Here is a 22,531-nt window from a genome sequence, read left to right as displayed (position 1 = left end):
TCGTCACCACCGAAGCCATGATCGCGGAGGCTCCGAAGAAGGAGTCGGCTGGCGGCGGCATGCCTGGCGGCATGGGCGGCGGCGGCATGGGCGGCATGGGTGGCATGGGCTTTTAAAGGTCCACGCATCTCGACAATTTCGAAAGGGCGGCAAGCAATGCCGCCCTTTCTTCGTGCCCTTGCGCCGGTTGTCGGCGACCCGCAAGCCGGGGGATACGCCCGCCAAGGGTATGCTTATGTTTGAACGGATTCTGCCTTTTTTCCTGGGGCTGGCCTTACTGTTGGGCAGCGGCTGCGCGCACAGCGATGATGGTACAGTGATTATTCCGAGATCGCTTGATGCCAGGCGATTCTTTGACAAAGAGCCGCCACGCCTGCAGCAGCGGCGGATCGAAGCCAGCGTGTTCCCGGTTGCGCCACAGGAGCCGGAGAGACTCGAACCGCGCCGTACGGTAAGTCTCAAGACATCAAACAGACGGGCATCGCCGGCCGCAAGTCCGCCGCTCTCCTCTTCCGAGCCATACAAGCCGCTTGTCTGCAAGAACATCAGCAAGCCCGGCAAGCGGTACCGTGTGGTTTGCGAATAGGACACTTGGTTTGGCCAGCATTCTACCCTTGGAGCGTCGCGGTGCCTTTCCGGATCAGGTTGTCCAGAGCGACGCCTCCCTTCTTTCCCCATGATTCAGTCGTTCTAGCATTCCCAGCTTCACGAAACGGAACGAGTTTTGCCGGCGGCTTCCCGCGAAGCGCTTGGCTACCGATCAGAACACTCTTTGAAAGAAAAGGCCGCGCTCTGCCGCGATCGCAACCGCATGGGCCAAGCTTTTGGCACCAAGCTTGGCCCGTGCCAGATCAAGATGAAATCGGACCGTGCGAGGGGATAGCGACAGTATCTCTGCGGTCCGTTTGACCTTCTCACCCCTCGCGTACCATTTCAGGCATTCGATCTCTCTATCGGAGCAGACAGTCGGATGGCGTGGCCTTCCTTGGATTCGACCGATAGCATTGTGAAATTCACCGGCGAGATGCTGGAAGTCGCGAACCTCGGATTTGAGAAACGTCTGCCACGCCGCTGCGTTCTCGTTGCTCGTCACGGTCAGAATGCCGCGGTCGCCGTCGACACCCCTAACCGGGAACGTGACGCCATGCTTCCCGACACCATGTTCCCTCGCTTCACCGAAGAACGTGCGCACGGGCTTGTCCGATAGGTCGATTTCCTTCCAATCAACCAATTTCGCAGCACGCAGCCCATAGCGAAGCACGGGATCGATGTCGAAAAAATCCTTCTCGATGTAGCGTTTCACCCAGTCAGGCGAATAGGTGGTCACATAGAACGGCTTACTCGGTTCCTCGTAAACCGGCCTGACGGTAAGAAAGGCCGCCGTCTCAAGACCGTAACTTTCGACAATTGTGTTCAGAAGGTCCGCCGCGTCCGCAGGAGAGGCAACTGCGTGAATACCCTCCGTCACGTCGTGAAAGTTTGAGTCAAATCTCGCCATATCCAGCTTACCTCCTTGCTATCGACGCGCCTCTCCAGCCATTCGCGCGGCTATCGAACTAGGTTGCTCCTCGCTGGATTCCAGCGTCTCACGACCTCTCAAAAGTGACAGGGAAAACCGCCAGTATACATAGGTTGCAACCCGCATTATTCCAGATTGGATGACCACAACCCGGCGTGGAGGAAACGCCTTGGATACGATTTTACTTTCGTCGAACGATGTGGGTCAGCAGACTAACCCTACGCGTACCTCGCGCCGTGCATCACATCGGAGTTCCGGAACGGACGACCACGAAATTTGCCGTCTCTGCTCGGAGCTAAAACAATTAGACGCTGATCGGGAAGCTCTTTTTGCTTTCTTCCCCCCGCCTGCGCCGGGCAACGCTGCGCAGAGCAGGCAGTTTTTCACAAAGCTGAACTCGATTACGGCTCGCTATTTAGCGCTCGAACAGCGGCTTCGAAAGGCTCGCAGCGATATCAGGCAAGGCCGGCCACGAAGCCGCTGAGTTCGTCCAGCGGATGCCGCTGCGACCGCCACGGCATAGCGCGCATTCAGAGTATCGATTGCCTGATGGCCCCGCGTCAAGTCGACACCGAGGCCCTGCCCGGCACATCGGGCGCGGATCCGGATACGAGCACCCTCCTCCCCTCGCGGGATATGAGTCAGAGACACTTGCACAGCGATTTGCAAGATAGTTTACTGACTCAATGAATCTGAAGCGGAGTGATCCATGGGGAACCAGCAATCAACTTTTGCTTCGTGCACCTATCGCGGCGTCGACGGCTGCGACCTGGGCCAGGCCGCGACGCTGGGAAAGCAGGCGTTGCCTTGTGGCGTTGTCGCCATGGCATGGCTCGTAACCGCCACCTTGAAAAAATGGCTTGTCTGCTTGCCGGTCCGGAATGACGCAGCTGTCATCGTCGCGCGTTGTGCAACCAGCGAAATGGCCGACGTCGCCGGCGAAAGGCTGAAAGCAGGCGTAGCCGTCACCCTCCCCGATGATCTCGATCGCCGCATCCCCCCTCTACGCCCAGATCGAGCGTCAGGCTCGCAAAACCCATCGCGGCATTTGGGCCAGCACCTTCCAGATGCCTTGGCTTCACCGGAAATTCTCACCTGCAAACCCATGACCCCCGAGCACGATATGCGTTCTTTTCGTCACATCCTCCACCTCGTAGCATCCGCGGCCTTGCTCGCCGGTTGCGCCGAGCGAGTGCCGGATGCTTCACATTCGGCCGGCCCCGTTTCGGCTACGGACTCCTATTGGAAGCCTGATCGGGTCAGTCGCAGCCGGCAAGAATATGCGCCAGACTGGGGGCGCTTCCCGCCGGTCATTACCCGGCGAGCCGGCTACCCAACCGAAGCTCAGGCGAATAACGCCCTGCGCCGCTCGCATTGGAGCTCCGTGCCTGTGCGCACGCTCATCACCAAGGAAGGCGTCAAGACGATCTCCGTCCCCGCGGAAGCCCCGGACACGATCGCTGCAGGCGTTCGCGTCTTTGCCTGCCGACCCGGAGCGCTCAACGGCTATACTGGCCGCATGCAATTTTACGACGGCCCCGTCGTCGCCTGCGCTTCCGACCTCCTGTCTGCCGATGGTCGCGTGCTCGCCCGAGTACCCCTCAATTTCTACTACTGGCAGAAGGCTTGGCGCGTCCAAGACCCGAGGCCGTCCTACAAGTCTGTCCCGTGGGCTTACCAGGAACTCTCGCCGCCCAAGAGCAAGGGATGGTTCGGCGACCGCTACTAAGCGGCGGCCGTCACACTGCCGCGTGTCGGCTGGCCAGATGCGCACAGAAGCCGACGGCCAAACCAACGGCGCCGGCGTCGGCAGATTGTCCGCGGGCGTATGAGAGATACGCTGCGAGCGGCTTTTACGACGCTCCGGATGTGTCGTCACGCAGCGTGCCAATTCACTACTGCGTCTCTTCGTGCAGATCCCAGTACGAAGATTGCGACGACCGTCTTCGGCGACTTCGAGCGTATTGCGTGTGGTCGCGCCAGCAGTCATGGCGACCTTCACGCATGGAGGCCGCATCGCTCACCTCCGGCCGAAAGATCATGCTTTCCTATGCGAGACCGATCCTGTCGTTCGGCCAAAGCGTTTTGCAAGGCTTTAGTTCAATCTCTTTCCTGGCGAAATCATTGTCAGTGGCATTGCTGACGGTCGTCCACGAAGATCAAACTGCGGATATCGTGCATTCAGCATTCCGGGGGATCGAGCGGCAGGCCGCACAGCCCCCCAACATGGTAGCTACTTCGCGGTCGAAGTCATCTACCGGTCAGGTTCTGCTCTTCTGCTGGGAGCTCGCTTCGCACGAACACGTCCAGCACTTGCGCGATATCGACCCCTGACGGCGATGCGTTGCGCACCATACCCCTCGATACCGCCGAGCGCATGGCTCCAACGACGCAGCATGCCGCGACGAGCGCTGCCACGGCATCGCCGTCGGTCTCGGTCAACAGCTGCTCCGCCAGCGCCCTCGCTCCTCGCGGAATTTGATCGACATCTTCACCACCAAGCGACCACTGACGATTTTCTCCCGTCACGGCGACACCTCCCGGACTGTTCGATTTGACCATTGGCGGCCGAGCTGGCGGAGCGGATCTCCGATTGCCACCGTCAGCACTTGAGACAGCCCGATCGCGCCGGCGATCGAGAGCGTTGCCGTCGCCGGAGCGTCCAGGAATTGGCCAAGCGACCAGTTGAACAGCGCCAGCACCGGCAGATGGATCAGATAGAGGGCATAGGAGATGCCTCCCAAACGGCGCAGCATCCGCCCCGGCCAGTTCACAGAATCATCCCGCAAGGTCGCCCTTGTCACGATCCACCCGCACATCAGCGCCAGCACGGCAGTCGCCACGCCATGCATCGCCGGCGGCAAGATCGCCAACATGAAGGCCGCGATCGACATCCAGAACGCCGCTTCCATGTTGCCGATCACCCGCAGGTGTTCCGCCAGACGGGGCCATGCGCTTGTGCCCATGGTTGCTCCGATCGCCAGCCCGACCGCGATTGCATCGATGCGGAACGTCCAAAGCGTTCCGCCCCAAGGCCGCAGCGTGAAGGTCCCGACCACGAGAACGAGTCCGGCCAACGCGACGAGCGCACGCCGCGGTAGCAAGAACACCAGGAGCGGAGCCACTAGATAAAATTGCATCTCGGCGGCAATCGACCAGAATGGCCCAAACGCAAAGGCGTTCCCGCATCCTGTGGCGCCCCCGAAACAGGGCGCCCAGTGCGCATTCGAGATGAAGGCGAATGCCGCCTTCGCGTCTGCAGGCTCAACGCCGCTTCCCGGGATGATCAACCCGATGGAGAGGATGGCGCCGACGCACCAGGCCAGCGGCACGATCCGCATAGCACGCCTGACATAGAAGGCGGAGGCCGCCTCGAGCGCACCGCGCTCGAGGCGCAGGCTTCGCAATGAGCGTTCCACCACCATGCCGGAAATCACAAAGAACAGATCGACCCCGACGCTCCACGCCGGCGCAAACAGCAGAACGGCGACCGTCCCGCCTTCTCCGAAGACCGGCCCGACATGCGACAGCACCACCAGCCCGATCGCCAGGCCTCGCAATTCATCCAGCCCCGATAGGCGGGCTTTTTGTTCCATCCAAATATCACGCTCGACAATCATCACAACCTTGATTTAATCATAGGGCACACAAGCGAGGCAAGGAATGCATGGACGCCTGACATTTGTCGCAGTCGCGGCTGCCCTTACATTGGCGCCCCACGCTTCGGCCCAGTCGCTCACGCATGATCCGAACGCCTGGCGGGCCGTCGCCTATGCCGATCTCGAGCTCCCGAACTCGGAAGCCGTGCCCTACGCCTCCCTATGGGCCGACCGACTGAAGAAGAACAACGACGCCTACGTGGCCAAGGGCGATACGCGCTTTGCGGTCGCCAACGCGCCGGCTTCCGAGAGTCACATCGTCGTTCGCAGCCCGACCAAAACCGTCGTCCTCTCGGTCCTGCACACGCTCACCGGCTGCTCGCCGATCCGCACCGACCCTGTCGGCAATGCCATACTGAAACGATGCCCCATGCGCTTGGCGATCTACCAGAACGGCCGATCAACGGTCGCTGACGCTGGCTCCGGCTGTTTCATCGAATATGGCGCGCAACCGAATAACGTCCGCCCCGACCTCGCTCGGAATGGTGCGATGGGTGCATATGATGTTCAGGCCAAAAGCATTCGCGCCGGCATCGTATTCCAAGGTGAAATCGCCCAGGAATGCCAATTCCGGGTCCCTGTCCCGCAACCCTAGAGGAAGCAGCCCACGCCGTTGTGTTTGGGCAACCTCGATATCCCCAAGGAGCGCAATCATGATCGGCACGGAGAACCTGACGTTATTCAGGACACCAGCCAGCCACCGGCCATCGCCAACGGATCAATGCTTCCCTGACGGCGCGCGATGCGCGGCCTTGACCGCGGCTCCTGCCGGCGGCCACGGCGGAATGATGTTCCGGAGATCTGCCATGGCCAGCCGGACAATCTTAGCGACACTAGCCGTCTTGATCTCGCCGGCAATCGCGCAAGCACTTGATCCGCTCAAGGCTCCGCAGGGATCATATGTAGCGTCCACGCACACATGTGCCGATCTCGACCAAGGCGTCGGCGCTCTCGAACTTGCCGAGTTCGACGGCGACGCAATCACCGTCGGCGCAAGCACCTGCAAGATAGCAGGCACCCGTCATGCAGACGATGCGTTCCAAGCCTCATGTACCGAGCGTGGCAGCAGCTCCCCGGTCATCACGCCGATGAAGATTACGCGCCCATCCAGCAACGCGCTCTCCATCAATGGCACCATCTATAATTTCTGCCCGGGGAAGTAAGATGCTGCGTCCCTTCCCAATACTCCTCTCCGCGCTCCTGGTCGTTGGACAAGCGCCTGTTGCGCAAGCGAATTCCTTCGATCAGGATGCAAGTTCTTGCGATCTCCATGACAAAACAACCTTGCGTTCCCTTTGTACGAACGGTGCGGGTCTGCCGAGCTATCCGTCCACGCAAGAGATGACGGAGCGCAGCCCGAACATCGCCAATATGATTGTCGACGCCGCCAACAAGTATGGTGTTGATCCCAAGCTCGCTCTTGCCGTGTCCGCTCACGAAGGCGCGATGTCAGCATGTGCCGGCTCCTTCAGTGGCGTTCTTGGACCGATGCAGCTTACGGGGGCGACCGGCCGGGCCTACGGAATGGATCGGGGCATCTTGTCCGAAAACATTGAAGGCGGCGTACTGACGCTTCGCGATGCCGTCAAATCGTGCGGCGGCACGTCAAGTATTCGCTGCCTCGCCGATCGTTACAACGGCAGCACTGAAAGCCAGCGCCGTAACTGGACGAACGACGTAAACCGCCGCTATGCCGCCCTCAATTCGGCCGGCCAATCCATTCCTCAGGGATGCGGCGCGCAAGCGGTCTGCCAAATGGGACCAGGCGACTTTCCGACGCCCAACGGTGGTGACACAAAACTCGCTTCATCCGCTCCCGGTCCCGCCGGCAGCGACATCAACGTTGCCCCTGGTCAGGTGTGACGCCGTCTCACCATTGAGGGCCATGCCCCCGTCGGCCCGCCGCCTTCAATGGGAGAGATTGCGCGACGAGAGCTTTACAAATCCCCGTTTCAGATGGCTTGCCAACTCCTGGCGCACATCATCAGGCCATTGCTCCATCACAACGCAGTTCACTTCGGCCGCAACCAGCGACCAGTACAGCAGATCCGCGTATTGTCCTTCGAACAGAGCCGCCACGATGAACTGTCCGATCACCAAGGTGATCGTCTCGGGCTTGCCTTTCTTCCGCAGAAATTCCGAAACCTCTTCCACCCATGGTTTCGGGTGGCAATCGACAAACGCCGCCACTTCCTTATAGAGCGCATTGTCTCCTGCGACTTGCCAGATATTCGCTTGCATCGTGAACCCTTCAGCAAAATGATGCCTTTGCATCGAGGCTGGCGGATTTCTTGGTGCGAGTCAAAGAAATATACAATAGATTTTCTGCCAATCGTAGCAAATGAATCTACGCCGGTAGTTTAGCATCTTCTACTTTTCTTGTATCTACTGGTTTGCCCTGCGTCCCTTTTTGGCTGGAGGCAGCCGCTTCTTCTCGGAGGTTGCCCCAGCGGGGCTGGCTGCCTCTTTCAAAGAAGGAACACCACTGAACTCCGTCATCGAGCGCTTCACAGCACGCGTGGCCTCAATATGCCGCGCAATCTCGGTGAAGCTGAAGCCGAAGGTCTCGATGTCCCGCTTCACGCTGTCGTCGTCACCAGTCCGACCAATGAGCGTCCACACCGGAACCTTGAGGTGTCGCGCCAGCCGCTCCAAGGTGACCAATGTCGGGTTCCCCTTCCCCGCCCGCAACTGGTAGAGCGTGCCGCGCGATAGCCCCGTAGCGTCGGCAAAACTCGCATAGTCCGGGTACTCGTTCTCGATTTGGCGAAGTCGCAGCGCGAGCAGGATCGAAAGCCAACCATCGCTGTCTTCTGTCTTGTTTTTAAATATCGGCACAGCTGCCCCCCTGCTTATCGGTCGGAATATGACGGCCATTTTTTTGCAGAATGTCTAGTGCTCAGGGCTTGTAGCCGAAACGATAACTCATTGCCCTATTAAAGTGTGGCGGCATCCTCCCCATACTCCCGCAAAGTGACGGCGTACAGCAATCGTTCCAGATGCAGATAGCATTTGACGATCTGCATGCCCTGTTGAAAATGAATAATTAAATGAATCCGGTTGGATGTCGCGGGCCCTCTTACTAATGATTTTGTCGTGTGCCACCTCATCTGGAGGGACAACCCTGATCCGACCACTTCGTATGACCTTGTTCAGGTCGACCACAGGCGAGACCTCGACGCCAGTGGTTCTGGCGATTACACTCTGAGACGGGGCCGCAAGGCTTGCCCCGGAACCAATCTCTATGCCTGTTCGAGATGGAAATGGCGCCGGGTAATACTCTGAAGCCGATACCGCCAAAAACGGCACCATGCCCCCAGCCTTCGAAAACGCTTGATCCATGAGGGGTCATCCTATCTCCATTGATCATTATAATGACGATCAATCTGTGATATTATAATGATCGACATCGAAATAGGAGAATCGCTGTCATGTTCATGAGGTTCGCGTTCGCAATTTTCGCCGGCGGCGTGCTCGCTTTCTTCGCCCTGCCCGATCAGGAAGCCGGCCTTCGCATGCTCAGCTTTTCCACTGCTTTCTTGATCCTGTCCCTCGCCGCCGTCTGTGCCATCAAATTTCTAACCCACAGTATCGGACGTCATCGTCTTCGCTCGTCGTTACAACTGTCGCGCTGTGATGACGATCTTTCTTTGCATGACGCTGCAAAGTTCGAGCGCTCCGCTTGGTCAACGTCCGGCGTCAACCCCCAGGATCCGAAACTGGCCTGGCAGTACCGCGTCAATGATCAGCGCCTTGGCCGCTTCAAACTCTAACAGGCTCTCCTTGCCAGGATCTGCTCAATCACGCACACAGACGATCCTGCTATTCCGCCAGGTCTGTGATCTCCTGATACGATAGCCCCAAATGATTCGAGGCTTGCGCAAGGCAGCGTCCCGAATTCCCAAAAGGCCCAGACCGAGACGCCCAGGAACGCCGCCAATGTGCCGATCGTCTGAAGGTCGAGTTGCGCGCCTGCTGCGCAGACATCACCATGCTGCGGTTCGCGCGCAAATGGTTCTCGTAATTACCTCATGCAGCGGCTTCTGGTCGTCAACCTCGAGTGTTTGCGAATCGCGCTTTCAGCGATGCAGGCTTGGGCTACCTGGCCGAGGCGACCCTGCCGTCAGGACGGCTAAGTCCTGGCCCTTGAAACGCCCCGGCTATTTCGCCGGTGTTGCTGCGCTATTCAATCATTCTATTGATCCGAAAGCGGATTGGCGACATTATCAGGCCCATGACAAAGGTGTCGTGGCCAAGCGCTGCTCAGGTATATCGCGCTTTAGGAGGGTTCCCGGCGCGCGGGAGCTACTTGTGCCGTTGTCCAGTACCAAGTCACGGGCAAGGGAAAGGCGACCGCCATCCCTCCCTCTCTGTTCGTGACGGGGATTATCGTCTTATGCTCTACTGCTTTGCAGGTTGCGATCCCGTCGACATCGAGACCGCCATTGCGGACCTGGATTTGTCGAAGCGCGCGGCCGAGCCTCTGCGTCGTGTTCGTCCGGCGGCGCCCAAAACCACGGCAGCGGACGCGCTCGCGCTCTGGTCGAGAGCGATTGCGCTCGCCGGCACGCACGGCGAAGCTTATCTTGCCTCTCGCCGTCTGCCGGCGACGTTGCCAACTTTGCGCTATCTGCCGGATTATCGGTTGGGAAAGAACCGCTTTCCCGCGCTGGTGGCTGCTCTGCAGGCCCCAAACCGTTTGATCTGTTCGGTGCAGCTCACCCTCTTGCACCCGACACGGCCAGAAAAGGCGGCGCTGGACGAGCCACGCCGCATCATCGGCCCCAGCCGGGGCTTTGCCTTGCGGCTCGCCCCAGCGGCCGACGTCCTTGGTATTGCCGAAGGCTATGAGACCGGCCATGCCGTAATGCTGCGATACGGCTTGCCCGTCTGGTGCTCACTGGGAGCACCACGGTTGCCATTTCTTCAGCTGCCCGAATGCGTACAGCGGATCGTCGTCTTCGCCGATCCGGACAAGCCCGGCCTCAGCGCGGCCGAACGCGTTCGCGAAGCCAACCCTGAGCGCCAGGTCCTCATTCACAGACCGACCGACGACCGGGATTTCGCGAAGCTGTGGGAGGACGATCCGACGCCCGAGACCCTACCCTTGGATCTTCTGCTGCGCGAAACACTCGGCGCAGACACGTGAGCCCCTCGGCGGCCAGCTTGGCCATCAACTTTGATCACAAATTGGGCACCACTTGTTCTGGCGAAGGGTGCCTTCGAGCATCTAGAACCGGCACCAGGTGCGCGCCTATCTCTACTCGACACCCAAGCCTTGGCTTCAGAAGACCAGCGCCGAAGTCTTCCGTCAAAGGATACTGTCGACCACTCGGTGAAGGCGCTAACCCGCCTCGCTGCACAGTCGCTCAACGAGAACTCACAAACGCCAAAAGCGGAGGAAGGGAATTTTACAAGCCGCCACAAATACGCAATTCTCTTTCTCCATAGATTTTATATACATAACTATTCTGTCCCCTCGTCGCGGCTGCGGCCCGCACTTTCAAGGAGAGGGACAGGACCAAATGACCAGACCCGCAATCGTCGGATTTTCCGGCAGTTTCAGTTCTCCTTCCCGCACGCGGGCTTTGGTCGAAGAGATAGCGAGGCGGGCGGCGCAGCAATATGAGAGAAGCTTCGAGGTCATAGATATTGGCCAGTTCCTGCCTTCGCTCGGCGCCGCGCACCGCCTCTCCGATCTGGACACGAAGGCGAGGAGACTTGTTGAACATCTCCTGCAAGCCGAAGCACTGATCGTCGCAAGCCCGGTCTACAAAGGTAGTTACGCTGGCCTCTTCAAGCATTTTATCGATCTGCTGGAGCCCACCGCCTTCATAGGCAAACCGGTACTTCTGGCCGCGACCGGCGGCGGAGACCGACACGCGTTGATTGTCGAGCATCAGCTACGGCCGCTCTTCGGGTTCTTCGAGGCACGAACGCTGGCGACAGGGATCTATGCTTCAGAGCGCGACTTCGTCGACCAAACCTCCGTCTCCCCGACACTGGCCGATCGGCTCGATCGTGCGATCGGGCAATTCGCGCCCTATCTGGCGTCGCGAACTCGAGACCAGTTGGTTTCGGATTCCGACGCGCCTCAGGCGGACATTGCTATCGCCCGCGGGCAGTGGCGCGCTTCGAACCGGGTTTCTAACGCAAATCTCGGCTGAAGCGCCTCCTCCAGCCCTGTCTGGATCTTCGAGAAATCGTCAGCCGCCGCCACAAACTCAATCCGCCTGGAGACTACCCATGACCAACCCTGCTTTCATTGATGCAACCATTCCGGAAGCCGATGTTGCTCCCCTCACAGCACGCGTCGGCGCAGAGATCAGCAACGTTCGTCTATCCGGTGATCTACCCCATGCTGTTGTGGTGGCGATCAACCAGCTTCTGCTGCGCCATAAGGTCGTGTTCTTCCGCGACCAGGGGCACCTTGACGATGCCGAGCAGGAGCGTTTCGCCCAGCGGCTCGGCGATTTGGTTGCGCATCCGACCCAAGGGGCAATCGTCGGCACGGCCTCAATCCTCGAACTCGATTCAAGTCGCGGCGGCGGGCGCGCCGATCAGTGGCACACCGACGTTACGTTCGTCGACGGCTATCCAAAATTCTCGGTCCTGCGCGGCGTGGTCATTCCTTCGGCCGGTGGCGACACGATCTGGTCGAATACCGCCGCCGCCTATGAGACTTTGCCGCCAACGCTCAAGCGCCTCGCCGACGATCTGTGGGCGGTCCACAGCAACGCCTACGACTACGCGGCGGTGCGACCGCGGGCGACAGAGGCGGAAACAAAACACTTCGACGAGGTGTTTACTTCTACGATCTACGAGACCGAACACCCGGTTGTGCGGGTTCATCCGGAGACCGGTGAGCGCACCCTCCTACTCGGCAATTTCGTGCAGCGGTTCGTCGGCCTGTCCAGAAGCGACTTCCACCGAGTCTACGAGTTGTTCCAATCCTACGTTACCGCACCGGAGAACACCGTTCGCTGGCGTTGGCAGCAGGGTGATGTGGCGATCTGGGACAACCGCGCCACGCAGCACTACGCCGTCAACGACTACGGCGATCAGCGCCGGGTCGTCCACCGCGCCACTGTCGACGGTGACGTGCCGGTCGCGGTCGACGGACGACGCAGCGTCTCCCGCACCAAGGCAGCCAAGCCGGGCAGGATCAAGGCGGCCTGAACACGAGGGGACGTTTCTTCAACTGATGCGACAAGAGGGAATTTGATAATGCCCAGACAGATCAAGCTTGGCGCCTTCCTGCCCGGCGGCGGCCAGCATATCGCCGCCTGGCGCCATCCAGACGCGCCAGCCGACGGCGCCACCAATTTCGAGTTCCACAAGCAACTGGCGCTGACCGCCGAGCGGGGCCTGTTCGATGCCTATTTCCTGGCCGACAATCTGACCGTTGGCCTAGGCGCCCGCGAAGGCGGCAATGCCAAGATCGCCGGCTTCGAGCCGGTGACGCTGTTTGCGGCGCTGGCGCCGCTGACCACGCATCTCGGCTTCATCGCCACCGCCTCCACCACCTATGAAGAGCCCTACACGCTGGCGCGCAAATTCGCGTCGCTTGATCTGTTGTCCAACGGCCGTGCCGGCTGGAATGTGGTGACCTCAGCCGGCGACGAGACGGCACGCAATTTCAACCGCGACGTCCAGCCCAACCATGCCGAGCGCTATGCGCGGGCGCATGAGCATGTCGAGACGGTCAAGGCGCTGTGGGACAGCTGGGAGGATGACGCCTTCGTCCGCGACAAGCAGTCGGGCCGCTTCTACGACAAGGACAAACTGCACGACATCGACCACAAGGGCGAGCATTTCAGCGTCAAGGGTCCGCTCAACGTCCCGCGCCCGGTGCAGGGACATCCGGTTGTCGTACAAGCCGGGCAGTCCGAAGACGGACGCGGGCTTGCCGCGCATTCGGCCGAAGTCATCTTCACCGCCCATCAGAAGCTGGAGACAGCGCAGGAATTCTACCGCGACATCAAGGCGCGCGTGGCGGAAGTCGGCCGCGACTCCGATCAGGTGCTGATCATGCCGGGCGTTGCGCCCTTCGTCGGCCGCACCGAGGAAGAAGCCCGCGCCAAATACCAGCAGCTCAACGACCTCATCCTGCCCGAAGATGGCGTCGCTTTGCTCAACGGACTCGCCGGCCAGACGCTCGACATCAGGGGTTATCCGCTCGACGGCCCGCTGCCGCCGAGCAAGGAAACCGAAGGCATGAAGAGCCGCCAGGCGCTGATCCGGCAGATCGCCGATGAGCACAACTTCACCATCCGCCAGCTCTATCAATGGGTGGCGACGGCACGCGGCCACTACACCATCGTCGGCAGCGTTACGCAGGTCACCGACCAGCTGGAAGAATGGTTCACCAGCGAGGCGGCCGACGGCTTCAACATCCTGCCGCCCTGGCTGCCCGGTGCGCTCGACGATTTCGTCGACCTGGTCATTCCCGAACTGCAACGGCGCGGCTTGTTCCGCACGGCGTATGAAGGCCGCACCCTGCGCGAGAATCTCGGCCTCAGGCGGCCGGAAAATCCATGGACCGTCGCCCGCTCGACCGTCCTTGCCGCCGAATGATCCTCATAGCTGAAGGGATGACGCCATGACATTGCAGCACATCGATCGGCCGATCACGATCCGCGCCAGTCGCAGCGAGACCGGGCTCGGCCACGACTTTCTCCGCCTCGGCGGCAGGGCGGCTGTCCGCTTCCTGTCGCGCTACGGTGTGCTTGTCGGTTTCCTGGCGCTCTGGCAGGTGGCGAGCAGCGTCGGATGGGTCAACGCGGCGGTGCTGCCGCCGATCGACATGATCATCACCGCGCTCTGGAAGGGGCTTGCCGGCGGCAGCCTGCTCGGCGACATCGCCATCAGCCTGCAGCGCGCCGGCATTGCCTTTGCGGCAGCAGTTGCGGTCGCCATCCCGCTCGGCCTGTTCATGGGCCAGGTGCGTCCGGTCGAAACAGCGCTCGATCCGATCCTGCAAGTATTCCGGCAGACTTCGGCGCTGGCGCTCTACCCGGTGTTCATCCTGCTCTTGGGGCTGGGCGAAACCTCGAAGATCTTCGTCATCTTCTGGGCAACGCTGTTTCCGCTGCTGCTCAACACCACCAGCGGCGTCAAGGAAGTCGATCCCAAGCTGCTCGAAATGGCCCGTGTCTACGGCGCGAGCCGGCTCACCGTGTTTCGCCGCGTCTTGCTGCCGGGCGCCGTGCCGTCGATCTTCGTCGGTCTGCGGCTGAGCGCCACCACGGCGCTGCTGCTCCTGATCGCGTCCGAGATGATCGGCGCAAACAAGGGCATCGGCTTCCAGGTGATGAACGCGCAGTACAATTTCCAGATCCCGCTGATGTTTGCGGCAATCGTCATCCTCGCCGGGCTTGGCCTGATCGCCAACCAGGCGCTGGTCGCCCTCCAGCGGCGTCTCTGCCGCTGGAGCAATCCAGTCAACTGAGCAGCTCCCAACTCAACCCAGGCCTCTCTCAAAATCAGGAAAGACCGGATCATGAAAATCACCCGCCGTTCCCTGCTTGCCGGCGCACCGCTTGCCGGCGCACCGCTTGCCGCCGGCCTCATCGCCGCCGGCCTGCCGCGCCTCGCCTTTGCCGAAACCGCACCGGTGAAATTTCGCTATCTCGCCAGCCGCGGCAGCATCTCCCCGCACGAACTCGCCGCCGAGCTCGGCTACTACAAAGGGCTCGGCGTCGAGCTGGAGAATGTCGGCTATGCCTCTGGCGGACCGGAATCGCTGTTTGCGCTGTCTTCCGGCAGCGTCGACATCGGCTCGGCCGCCACCGCGGCGGTGATCAACTCGATCTCGGGCGGCAATGACTTCGTCGCCGCCTATCCGAGCAACGGCATCAACAAGGATGTGAAGAGCGTCTTCTACGTGCTGGAAGACAGCCCGATCAAATCGATCGCCGACATCGCCGGCAAGACCATCTCGGTCAACACGCTCGGTGCCCATCTAGACTATACGGTGCGTGAGGCCCTGCACAGCGTCGGCCTGCCGTCGGATGCCGCCAACCTCGTCGTCGTGCCTGGCCCGCAGCTGGAGCAGACCTTGCGCTCACGCCAGGTCGACATAGCCGGGCTCGGCTACTGGCAGGCAACGTTTGCCGGCGCGCTGGTCGCCAATGGCGGCGTGCGCGGCGTGTTCGACGACACCCAGGTGCTGGGCGAACTCGCCGGCGGCTTCGTCGTGCTCAGGCGCGACTTCATTGCCGCCAATCCGGACGCGGCGCGCAGCTTCGTCGAACAGTCGGCGCGCGCTTCAGACTGGTCGCGCCAGAACCCGGAGGAAGCCCGCAAAGTGCTGGCCAACATCTTGAACAAGCGCGGCGAAAACGGCGATCTCGCCCGTTACTGGACCGGCTTCGGTCTGCGCGAAGGCGCACACGCGACCGACCGGGACATCGACTTCTGGGTTGCCGTGCTGGAACGCGACGGACGATTGGCCAAGGGAAAGCTGAAGGCCGCCGACATTCTGTATCGGCCCGGCGAAACCAAGACGAACTGAGAGCTGAAATGGACTGGGAGCTGAGATGACTGGCACCAACCGCAGCGGAGAGGTCTCGATCCGCGACCTCTCCAAATCCTTCAGTCTCGGCGGGCGCCAGCTTGCTGTGCTACGGACGCTCAATCTCGACATTCGTTCGGGTGAATGTCTGGTCATCGTCGGCGCCAGCGGCTCGGGCAAGACCACGCTGCTGCGCATTCTTGCCGGGCTGGAGGCGGCCGACAGCGGGGCTGTCGCGATCGACGGCCAGCCGGTGCATGGCGTCGGCGCCGAACGCGCCGTGATCTTCCAGGAACCGCGCCTGCTGCCCTGGCTGAGCGTGCTCGGCAACGTCGCCTTCGGCCTTGAAGTGCGCGGCGTGCTCAAGAGCGATGCCGAGGAACGGGCCCGCTTCTACGTCGCGCTGGTCGGTCTCGCCGAATTCGCCGATGCCTATCCCGCGCAGCTCTCGGGCGGCATGGCGCAGCGCGTCGGCATCGCCCGGGCGCTCACTGTCAAGCCCGAGATCCTTCTGCTCGACGAGCCGCTGGGGGCGCTGGACGCGATGACCAAGATCGGCATGCAGGAGGAACTGTCCCGCATCTGGAGCGAGGAGAACGTCACCATGGTGATGGTCACCCATGATCTGGAAGAGGCGATCTATCTTGCCGACCGGGTGCTGATCCTGCCCAAGGAGAAAGGCGGCGCGGCGCGGCTAATCGACATCGACCTGCCACGCCCGCGCGAACGCAGCGAAACCAGGTTCGTGCGCTATCGCGAGGAATTGCTGCGCGAATTTGGTCTGCACTGACGGGAGTGAACGGATTAGCCCATCTCTATTGGCCGGTGTGGTAACCCTGCGGGATGGGCAAGAAAAACCGCTGAGGAATGCTCAAGCGCGATCGGTCCTACGCATGAAATGACGATATCTCAACGCTTTGAGCCATATGCGATAGCTCTGGAGTGGTAGGGCGCAGAAAGCCCCTCCCTTATGCGCCAAACAGTCGCCGGTCCCAGTAGACAGGCTGATGGAGACTGGTGTGGATCCTTGAAAACTCTGGATGCGCTGGATTGATCAGCACATTGCTATCGAGACGCGCCACGACGCTCGGCACCAGCAGGATGACACTGCGCCGTTCTAAACACCAGGTTTCGCCAAATCCCTTGCTTACCGTCGCCGGCATCGTGTCCCAGCCGGGCAGTGACGGCTGCGAAAAAACCTCGTAGCTCAGTCCGCGCGGAATTGTGATTTCGATGTAGTGCTGGTTGGGCGGCAGCCGGCCACTGCCATGCACCAGCTTTTCCAGGAGGGCCGTCGAATAGTGCTCGCTGGTGTAGATGATAGGACTTCCGGGCGTGTTCCATCGCCCTGGCGCGATTGTCGAGCCGGTCGCGTCGAAGATCGGGTAGGTGCCGGCCGGATCGCCGATGCGAAAGGACGATAGCGTGCGATCGAGAGTCTGCGCCGTCACGCAGCGCTGCCGTACTTCAGACCTCCGAGAATATCGACCACCATTTCGGCGCCGAACTCGCTCAGGATAACGACGTCGATCGGTCGCTTGTCCTCAATCATCGGGTGCGGCCGAAACAAGAAATCACGTGCTTCCTCTTCGTTCTGCCAGACATCGACAGCAAGACTCCAGACGCGCGCCACGCGGGCCAATCGTGTGCCCTCGTCCGACGAGAGACGATGTACCGCCTTGCGCCGCTCATAGGTCGCCTTGGGGATCAGCCGATATTTGAACTGAGCATCGCCAGGTGCCAGAAGATGCGCAACGCGCTCGAGCGCCCCGATGGGAAGTCCATTCTCGATCCGGGAGATCAGCCCGAAAGGCGACCGTGACGCCACCTCCTTAACGGGCAGCCCCAACACGTCGGCGACATTTCCAAACGCCAGCATTTCACTCTCCATTCCATGTGAGGCAAAATATAGCCTCACATGATGCGCTCTGCAAGTCCCTGCGTCAGCGCGAACCGATCCGATCACCCTGCGATCCTTGCTGTCACGTGTTAGCCTTTGGCGCCGGCCAGCAGCATCAGTCCAACCGACACCTCGCCTGCGTAGCCTTCAAAAAGCGCTAAGGCGGCGAGTGCGAACCGCCTTGGTCGCGAATGATTGACACCAGGAAAAACGCGTTTCCGCCAGCGCTGAACAAGGAAGCCCGGAAGAAAGAATGGCTGGGCTCGGATACGGCCCGGCCAAAGAAGGTTAAAGCCTTCAGGGAGGAACACCGTCCGGTGGAAATGGGAGGAAACCATCGAACGATTTTACCTGTTTGATCTTATTTCAACGCGTTGGCGACGAATGGGATTCCAAAGAACATATAAAACGGCAAAAATTTGTGCGCCACATTACAGAACGTCACAAGCGCGCGGTTCCGGTCTTGAGAGGTCACCATAGTGGCGTAGCTTCGTCGCATCATCCGGCACGAGGACATGACCGCGTGCTCTTCATGCACGCCATCGATGAAACAGTCTAGGTCGACGGATTGTCATCATGCTTCACCATCCCAGGCGGATCACGCCGCGGATGGCTACATCGCCGCCACAGCCGCTGCTTGCGGCTCTATGGTCGCCTACCTGAAACATCAGCCCATTCGAGTCTGCTGGGTTAACCACTGTCAATCCATGGGAAGCATCGTTGAACCCAATGGGTTGAACGAGACATCGGTTCAATGATTTAATCATAAGGCGAACAATCTTAAGTCGGATGGCACCTTATGAGTGACTTTGCTGTTCAGGGTCGCACGGTTGGCCCCCAGCACCCGGAAATTCAGACGCTCTTGCGTCAGGCGCGGGATCAGCAGGCTCGGGTCTTGTGTTTGTGTCGGCATCCCGGGGTGCCGATGTACATCGCCGCCGTCGGCGAGGAATTGATCATCAAGCGCATGCCGAATACCGGCAAGGACCATGCGGTCGACTGTGATCGCTATGAACTGCCCCTTGCACTGTCGGGAAAGGCGGAGATCCTGGGTCAAGCAATCATCGAGGATCCTGCATCGGAGGCGGCGCGGCTGAAGCTGGCCTTCGCACTGACACAAGGCAAGGCGCGACAGGGATCATCCGGCGAGGGGGCTTCCCACCATACTGTGAAGGCCGATCCGAAGAAGCTAACGCTGCGAGGCTTGCTCGACTATCTCTGGAAAGAAGCGGAGCTGACATTGATGGCACCCGGCTTTGTGGGAAAAAGAAATTGGGGGTTGGTCCGGAAATTTCTTTGGGGCGCGGCCGATGCGAAGTCGAGCCAGAAGTTCCAGTTGCGCGAGCTGCTGTTTATGCCGGCAATGTACTCCCCTGAGCACAAGGATCGCCTGGCAGCGGATCGGGAGCGGGCTTTCGCGGCGGCAGCCAAGGCGAAGCACAAGAAGATCGTGATCGGCATTGTGAAATCGCTCGATCCTGCCCGGTTTGGCGGCAAGCTGTCGATCAAGCATATGCCCGACGCGCAGCTCTTCATGGATGAGAAAATGTTCAGGGCAGTGCCGAAGCGCTTTGCAGCAGAATTCGACCTGTGGCGACTGCACGAAAATTCGCACCTGATCACCATCGCAACGGTCATGCAGATGCCGTCCGGCATTCTGGCGATCGACGAAATCGGCTTTATGAACGTGACTGAGAGTTGGATTCCGTTTCAGCACAACGACGAAAAGGAATTGATCGAGGTCCTGACCGGGGAGCATCGGCGGTTTGTGAAAACGTTGCGCTACAACGTCGTGCCGTCGGTGCCCATGGCGTTCGGTCTTCTGACTGATGTTGACCAGCAGGGAACCGCGCTTTTTGTCGTACCGCACGATGCTAACGAGGCGGTACGGGCGGAATTCGACCATCTGATTTCAAGCTGCGAGCTCGAGACCTGGCGCTGGGACGCAAGCGGCCCCCGGCCGGCGCTACCGGGCAAACAGCAGCGGCTTTCGCCTCCGCCCGGCAGGCAGGCTTTGGAATATCGACCGAACAACTGAAAAGCCGAAGCGCGTGCGAGGCTGCAGCTGTAATTGGACCCAGCCAGGACATAAAAATCGTGAACAAGCGAAAGACAAGATGACGGCAATGATTCGATGCGGTTGGCGAGGGTCCGTGAGCGCGACGAAGCGCGGACGACGGCTGGCGCCCCCGTAGGGCAGGCTACGTCTGAGCTTGCGTCTGGCGCCGGCGTTTGCGCTGGAAGCGATCGTTGATCGGGGCCGTGACCAGGGAGTGCGAAAAGGAGAAAGCGATGCTGAAGAAATTCGACATGGATCCGGGAACGGGCATCGTCATAGCAACAGTCCTGATTTTGGTGCTGTCCGGCGCCCGGCTTTTGAACCAGTGGGACAGTCTATCGTTTTGGCGAGAGCCGGGGCTGGTCGCGGCTATTGTTCTCGGATTGATTTCGGCGATTGCGCTTGCCGTCGCGTTCGTGGTTTGGCGATGGCCTCAGCAGAACGTACAGTATGATCCAACGCGCCGGGGACCAGTTATCGATTTGCAGGCGGATTCGAAGACTGACCAGCCTGGTTAGATGCGTTTCGGATATCGCGGAGGATGATGGCATTCGGATCGGGCACGTCGGCAAACTGCCACAGGCCAAGGTGCTGCTTTTTAGCGACCTCCTGCGCGACGATATAAGGAGCATGGACCGGAGCGCCGTTCGGAGTGACGGCCGCGAACGCCCAGCCGGTCGAGATCAGCGCCGTGCCGAGATCGATGCGAGAACCGGCCGCGGATCCTGAAGTAGGCTGCGCGACGCAAACGACGAAGCGCGTTTTGGTCGCGGTCTGCCAGGCGGCCGTGTAGCATTGAGGTTTGAGATCCCGGATGAGAGACACGAGCATTGCAAGGCTTGCCTCCCCGCAATCGACATGCCCCCGTGCCGCATTTGTGAAATATGTGCCTCGCAGGCAGGCTTGAACGCCATAGAGACGGTGGGTCTCACCGGCATAGGTCCAGGTGTCGCCGGTGCTGAACGATGCTGTGGCGGGGATCGGAAACCAGGGATTGGATTTGTCCTCGGCCAGTGCCGGAACACTGGCGAGGACGGCCGCGAGAATGCCGGCGGCGGCGAATCCAGGTTTCATTATTGATACCTGCTCAGATTGAACCAGAACCGTTGTTTGCCGTCGGTCGTTGTGAGATCGAGATAGTTTGGCTCCGTCCTCTGCTCGCGCCGCGTCACGGCCGATGTTGGACGCGCACCGTAACCCGAACCTCTCGGGTTCGTGCCCCAAGAGGCATTCGTTGCATTCCGCGCAGCACAGAAAGCGCCGTTGCTGTCTGGCTTGTAGACGGTTTGTGAGCGAGAGCTGTTGTCGCTTCCGCTCGATTCCGTCTCGGGCGAGACGGCGATCGTGCCGTCCGGGCAGGGTTTGAATTTCTCATATCCGATACGACCGGAACTGCCGGCCTCGGGGCACTGGGGCCAGGGCTCCCCATGCGCGACCATACGGAAAGCGCGCTCGACCGGGGGCACACATTCCCCGACGCTCGCCCAACCCTGCGGGTTGAGGATGCACAGCAAGACCTTGCAGCCAAAATCATCAGCATGGGCCGGCGCCGCCGACAAAACCGACAAGGTCGGCAAAAACGCCACAACGGGAAGAACCTTGCTCATTTTCATTGTGTCTGCCTCAATTTCGCGATTGCAGTTCATCGAGTCATTGTATTAATTCAGCATTCCAGAATCGGCAACGGCGCAGGATTATTTTAATGATTCGATCCCGCAAAACGGTACTTGCAGCGGGTGCGATCCTGGTGACGTGCCAAGCGGCGTCTGCACAGGAAGCTTCGCAAAGATTCCAGGACCGCGTTACGGCTCCCGCCACCAGCGTTAATGCTGCCGTCGACGTGAATGGCCGGGTGATGCCGGCCTACCAGGTTGAGAGCCAGGGCGTGCAGCGGGTCGGTGCGCCGGGCGACGCTGACAGCGCACCCACAACTGTGACGTCGGCCAAGGCTGACAACCCCTGCCCCGGCGTCGCTGCGCTGTCGAAGGAAGAAGGACAGCGAATCGTCGAAGCGGTCGCGCGCCAGCAAGGCTTTGCTCCGCCGCTCGTCTTCGCGGTTGCCCGGGCCGAAAGCCGCTTCAATACCGGTGCGCTATCGCCCAAAGGGGCCTATGGCCTGATGCAGCTTCTGCCGTCCACGGCGGCAAGCTACGGGGTCGATATCTGCGATCCCGCGGATAATGTGAAAGGTGGGATCGGCTTTCTGCGGGATCTGCATCGCAAATTTCCGAACCCGATATACATGCTCGCCGCCTACAATGCCGGCGAGATCGCGGTTCTCAAATATAAGGGCGTTCCGCCCTACTCCGAGACAGTTGGCTACGTCGCCAACGTCATCAACGATTTCTACCAATGGCCATCGGTCGGGTCTGAGGCGGTGATGCCCGCCGGGGCGGTGAGCCTTGACCTGGCCGGCGTTCAACCGGCTGCGGCCGGCGCAGCGGATCAACGAAATGATCCGACATCCCGCGCCAACTCCCGCAATAGCAGCACAATGACGTCTCGCGAAGCGACGGCGCCGGTCTGGCAGGGCGGGATGGTGCAAAACTTTGACTGAGGAGAAGCTTTGATGACCTTGTGGAAGATGTTTGCTGCACGCAGCACTGGTGTGGCGATGCCGCTCATGCTCTTGGCAACGCAGGCGATGGCTGGTGGCGGAAATCTCCAGCCGGTGCAAAGCACGCTGCAGACGTTGGTGCAGACCTTGACCGGTCCGATCGCGACGGCCTTGGCCGTTCTTTTCTGCATTTTCATGGGCTTCATGGCCTGGGCGGCACGCCTGTCATGGTTTGTGGCCGGAAGCTGGGTCTTGGGTATCGTGCTGGTCTTCGGCTCGGCTCAGATCGTCGAATTCTTTCAATCCGCGGTCGGCAGGTGA

At 60.5% G+C, this 22,531-nt stretch carries 26 protein-coding genes; 17 read left to right on the top strand and 9 right to left on the bottom strand.

Going from position 1 to position 22,531, the window contains the following annotated elements; genetic code table 11:
• The first annotated feature begins 235 nt into the window (after positions 1-235).
• Positions 236-586, top strand: a complete 351-nt coding sequence (locus tag NKI73_RS22195; protein WP_352633010.1) for a hypothetical protein — start codon at positions 236-238, stop codon at positions 584-586.
• A gap of 174 nt (positions 587-760) precedes the next feature.
• Here the strand turns inward: NKI73_RS22195 and NKI73_RS22190 are convergent, their stop codons facing one another.
• Positions 761-1,498, bottom strand: a complete 738-nt coding sequence (locus NKI73_RS22190) for a helix-turn-helix transcriptional regulator (protein ID WP_352633009.1) — start codon at positions 1,496-1,498, stop codon at positions 761-763.
• Positions 1,499-2,228: 730 nt separating this feature from the next.
• On the opposite strand from NKI73_RS22190, the gene NKI73_RS22185 reads away from it, so the two are divergent.
• Complete coding sequence (locus tag NKI73_RS22185; protein ID WP_352633008.1) at positions 2,229-3,248, top strand: hypothetical protein; 1,020 nt, start codon at positions 2,229-2,231, stop codon at positions 3,246-3,248.
• A 521-nt stretch (positions 3,249-3,769) separates the two neighbouring features.
• On the opposite strand, the gene NKI73_RS22180 is transcribed toward NKI73_RS22185, so the two are convergent.
• Together NKI73_RS22180 and NKI73_RS22175 are read right to left on the bottom strand one after the other, a co-directional pair.
• Positions 3,770-3,961: a hypothetical protein gene (locus tag NKI73_RS22180; protein ID WP_352633007.1), complete on the bottom strand. Its 192-nt coding sequence runs from the start codon at positions 3,959-3,961 to the stop codon at positions 3,770-3,772.
• Between the two features lie 83 nt (positions 3,962-4,044).
• The gene (locus tag NKI73_RS22175) at positions 4,045-5,139 is read right to left on the bottom strand and encodes an acyltransferase family protein (protein ID WP_352633006.1); all 1,095 of its coding nucleotides are present in this window, start codon (positions 5,137-5,139) and stop codon (positions 4,045-4,047) included.
• Between the two features lie 43 nt (positions 5,140-5,182).
• Here NKI73_RS22175 and NKI73_RS22170 point away from each other — a divergent pair, with 43 nt between their 5' ends.
• Genes NKI73_RS22170 through NKI73_RS22160 form a run of 3 tightly spaced genes read left to right on the top strand, consistent with a single transcriptional unit; the run spans position 5,183 to position 7,041 of the window.
• Positions 5,183-5,773, top strand: a complete 591-nt coding sequence (locus NKI73_RS22170; protein ID WP_352633005.1) for a hypothetical protein — start codon at positions 5,183-5,185, stop codon at positions 5,771-5,773.
• A gap of 58 nt (positions 5,774-5,831) precedes the next feature.
• The gene (locus NKI73_RS22165; protein ID WP_352633004.1) at positions 5,832-6,341 is read left to right on the top strand and encodes a hypothetical protein; all 510 of its coding nucleotides are present in this window, start codon (positions 5,832-5,834) and stop codon (positions 6,339-6,341) included.
• Between the two features lies 1 nt (position 6,342).
• Complete coding sequence (locus NKI73_RS22160) at positions 6,343-7,041, top strand: transglycosylase SLT domain-containing protein (RefSeq protein ID WP_352633003.1); 699 nt, start codon at positions 6,343-6,345, stop codon at positions 7,039-7,041.
• Between the two features lie 45 nt (positions 7,042-7,086).
• On the opposite strand, the gene NKI73_RS22155 is transcribed toward NKI73_RS22160, so the two are convergent.
• On the bottom strand, positions 7,087-7,419 hold the full coding sequence (locus NKI73_RS22155; protein WP_352493588.1) for a hypothetical protein: 333 nt from the start codon (positions 7,417-7,419) through the stop codon (positions 7,087-7,089).
• Positions 7,420-7,563: 144 nt separating this feature from the next.
• Complete coding sequence (locus tag NKI73_RS22150; RefSeq protein ID WP_352567017.1) at positions 7,564-8,016, bottom strand: helix-turn-helix domain-containing protein; 453 nt, start codon at positions 8,014-8,016, stop codon at positions 7,564-7,566.
• A gap of 593 nt (positions 8,017-8,609) precedes the next feature.
• Between NKI73_RS22150 and NKI73_RS22145 the strand changes: the two genes are divergently transcribed.
• From NKI73_RS22145 to NKI73_RS22110, 8 genes are all read left to right on the top strand, one after another.
• Positions 8,610-8,951 carry a hypothetical protein gene (locus NKI73_RS22145; RefSeq protein WP_352567018.1) on the top strand — a complete coding sequence of 114 codons (342 nt, stop codon included), beginning with the start codon at positions 8,610-8,612 and terminating at the stop codon, positions 8,949-8,951.
• Positions 8,952-9,574: 623 nt separating this feature from the next.
• On the top strand, positions 9,575-10,327 hold the full coding sequence (locus tag NKI73_RS22140) for a DUF7146 domain-containing protein (protein WP_352633002.1): 753 nt from the start codon (positions 9,575-9,577) through the stop codon (positions 10,325-10,327).
• Positions 10,328-10,703: 376 nt separating this feature from the next.
• Positions 10,704-11,345 (top strand): FMN reductase, encoded by a 642-nt coding sequence (gene msuE, locus NKI73_RS22135; protein WP_352633001.1) that lies wholly within the window; start codon positions 10,704-10,706, stop codon positions 11,343-11,345.
• 79 nt (positions 11,346-11,424) lie between these two features.
• Complete coding sequence (locus tag NKI73_RS22130) at positions 11,425-12,357, top strand: TauD/TfdA dioxygenase family protein (protein ID WP_352633000.1); 933 nt, start codon at positions 11,425-11,427, stop codon at positions 12,355-12,357.
• A gap of 48 nt (positions 12,358-12,405) precedes the next feature.
• A complete protein-coding gene (locus NKI73_RS22125; protein WP_352632999.1) occupies positions 12,406-13,755 on the top strand; it encodes an LLM class flavin-dependent oxidoreductase in 1,350 nt (449 codons plus the stop codon).
• Between the two features lie 25 nt (positions 13,756-13,780).
• Complete coding sequence (locus NKI73_RS22120) at positions 13,781-14,629, top strand: ABC transporter permease (protein WP_352632998.1); 849 nt, start codon at positions 13,781-13,783, stop codon at positions 14,627-14,629.
• A 51-nt stretch (positions 14,630-14,680) separates the two neighbouring features.
• Positions 14,681-15,694 (top strand): ABC transporter substrate-binding protein, encoded by a 1,014-nt coding sequence (locus NKI73_RS22115; RefSeq protein ID WP_352632997.1) that lies wholly within the window; start codon positions 14,681-14,683, stop codon positions 15,692-15,694.
• A gap of 25 nt (positions 15,695-15,719) precedes the next feature.
• On the top strand, positions 15,720-16,484 hold the full coding sequence (locus NKI73_RS22110; RefSeq protein WP_352632996.1) for an ABC transporter ATP-binding protein: 765 nt from the start codon (positions 15,720-15,722) through the stop codon (positions 16,482-16,484).
• Positions 16,485-16,662: 178 nt separating this feature from the next.
• On the opposite strand, the gene NKI73_RS22105 is transcribed toward NKI73_RS22110, so the two are convergent.
• Together NKI73_RS22105 and NKI73_RS22100 are read right to left on the bottom strand one after the other, a co-directional pair.
• Positions 16,663-17,145 carry an RES family NAD+ phosphorylase gene (locus NKI73_RS22105; RefSeq protein WP_352632995.1) on the bottom strand — a complete coding sequence of 161 codons (483 nt, stop codon included), beginning with the start codon at positions 17,143-17,145 and terminating at the stop codon, positions 16,663-16,665.
• Positions 17,142-17,573 (bottom strand): antitoxin Xre-like helix-turn-helix domain-containing protein, encoded by a 432-nt coding sequence (locus NKI73_RS22100; RefSeq protein ID WP_352632994.1) that lies wholly within the window; start codon positions 17,571-17,573, stop codon positions 17,142-17,144. Before NKI73_RS22100 ends, NKI73_RS22105 begins: the two co-directional genes overlap by 4 nt.
• Positions 17,574-18,393: 820 nt before the next feature.
• On the opposite strand from NKI73_RS22100, the gene NKI73_RS22095 reads away from it, so the two are divergent.
• Positions 18,394-19,632, top strand: coding sequence for a DUF1173 family protein (locus NKI73_RS22095; protein WP_352632993.1), 1,239 nt, complete (start codon positions 18,394-18,396; stop codon positions 19,630-19,632).
• Positions 19,633-19,886: 254 nt separating this feature from the next.
• On the top strand, positions 19,887-20,171 hold the full coding sequence (locus NKI73_RS22090) for a hypothetical protein (protein ID WP_081740738.1): 285 nt from the start codon (positions 19,887-19,889) through the stop codon (positions 20,169-20,171).
• Here NKI73_RS22090 and NKI73_RS22085 read toward each other — a convergent pair.
• Positions 20,128-20,727: a thermonuclease family protein gene (locus NKI73_RS22085; protein WP_352632992.1), complete on the bottom strand. Its 600-nt coding sequence runs from the start codon at positions 20,725-20,727 to the stop codon at positions 20,128-20,130. The two genes, NKI73_RS22090 and NKI73_RS22085, sit on opposite strands and share 44 nt — an antisense overlap.
• Complete coding sequence (locus NKI73_RS22080) at positions 20,727-21,266, bottom strand: hypothetical protein (RefSeq protein WP_155924268.1); 540 nt, start codon at positions 21,264-21,266, stop codon at positions 20,727-20,729. The genes NKI73_RS22085 and NKI73_RS22080 overlap by 1 nt, the downstream gene beginning before the upstream one ends.
• 89 nt (positions 21,267-21,355) lie before the next feature.
• On the opposite strand from NKI73_RS22080, the gene NKI73_RS22075 reads away from it, so the two are divergent.
• Together NKI73_RS22075 and NKI73_RS22070 are read left to right on the top strand one after the other, a co-directional pair.
• Positions 21,356-22,210 carry a lytic transglycosylase domain-containing protein gene (locus NKI73_RS22075; RefSeq protein WP_352632991.1) on the top strand — a complete coding sequence of 285 codons (855 nt, stop codon included), beginning with the start codon at positions 21,356-21,358 and terminating at the stop codon, positions 22,208-22,210.
• Between the two features lie 12 nt (positions 22,211-22,222).
• On the top strand, positions 22,223-22,531 hold the full coding sequence (locus tag NKI73_RS22070) for a TrbC/VirB2 family type IV secretion system protein (RefSeq protein WP_023819752.1): 309 nt from the start codon (positions 22,223-22,225) through the stop codon (positions 22,529-22,531).

It is taken from the genome of Mesorhizobium sp. M0496 (assembly GCF_040321205.1).
GTDB lineage: Bacteria > Pseudomonadota > Alphaproteobacteria > Rhizobiales > Rhizobiaceae > Mesorhizobium.
This window is presented reverse-complemented; position numbering and strand designations above follow the sequence as displayed.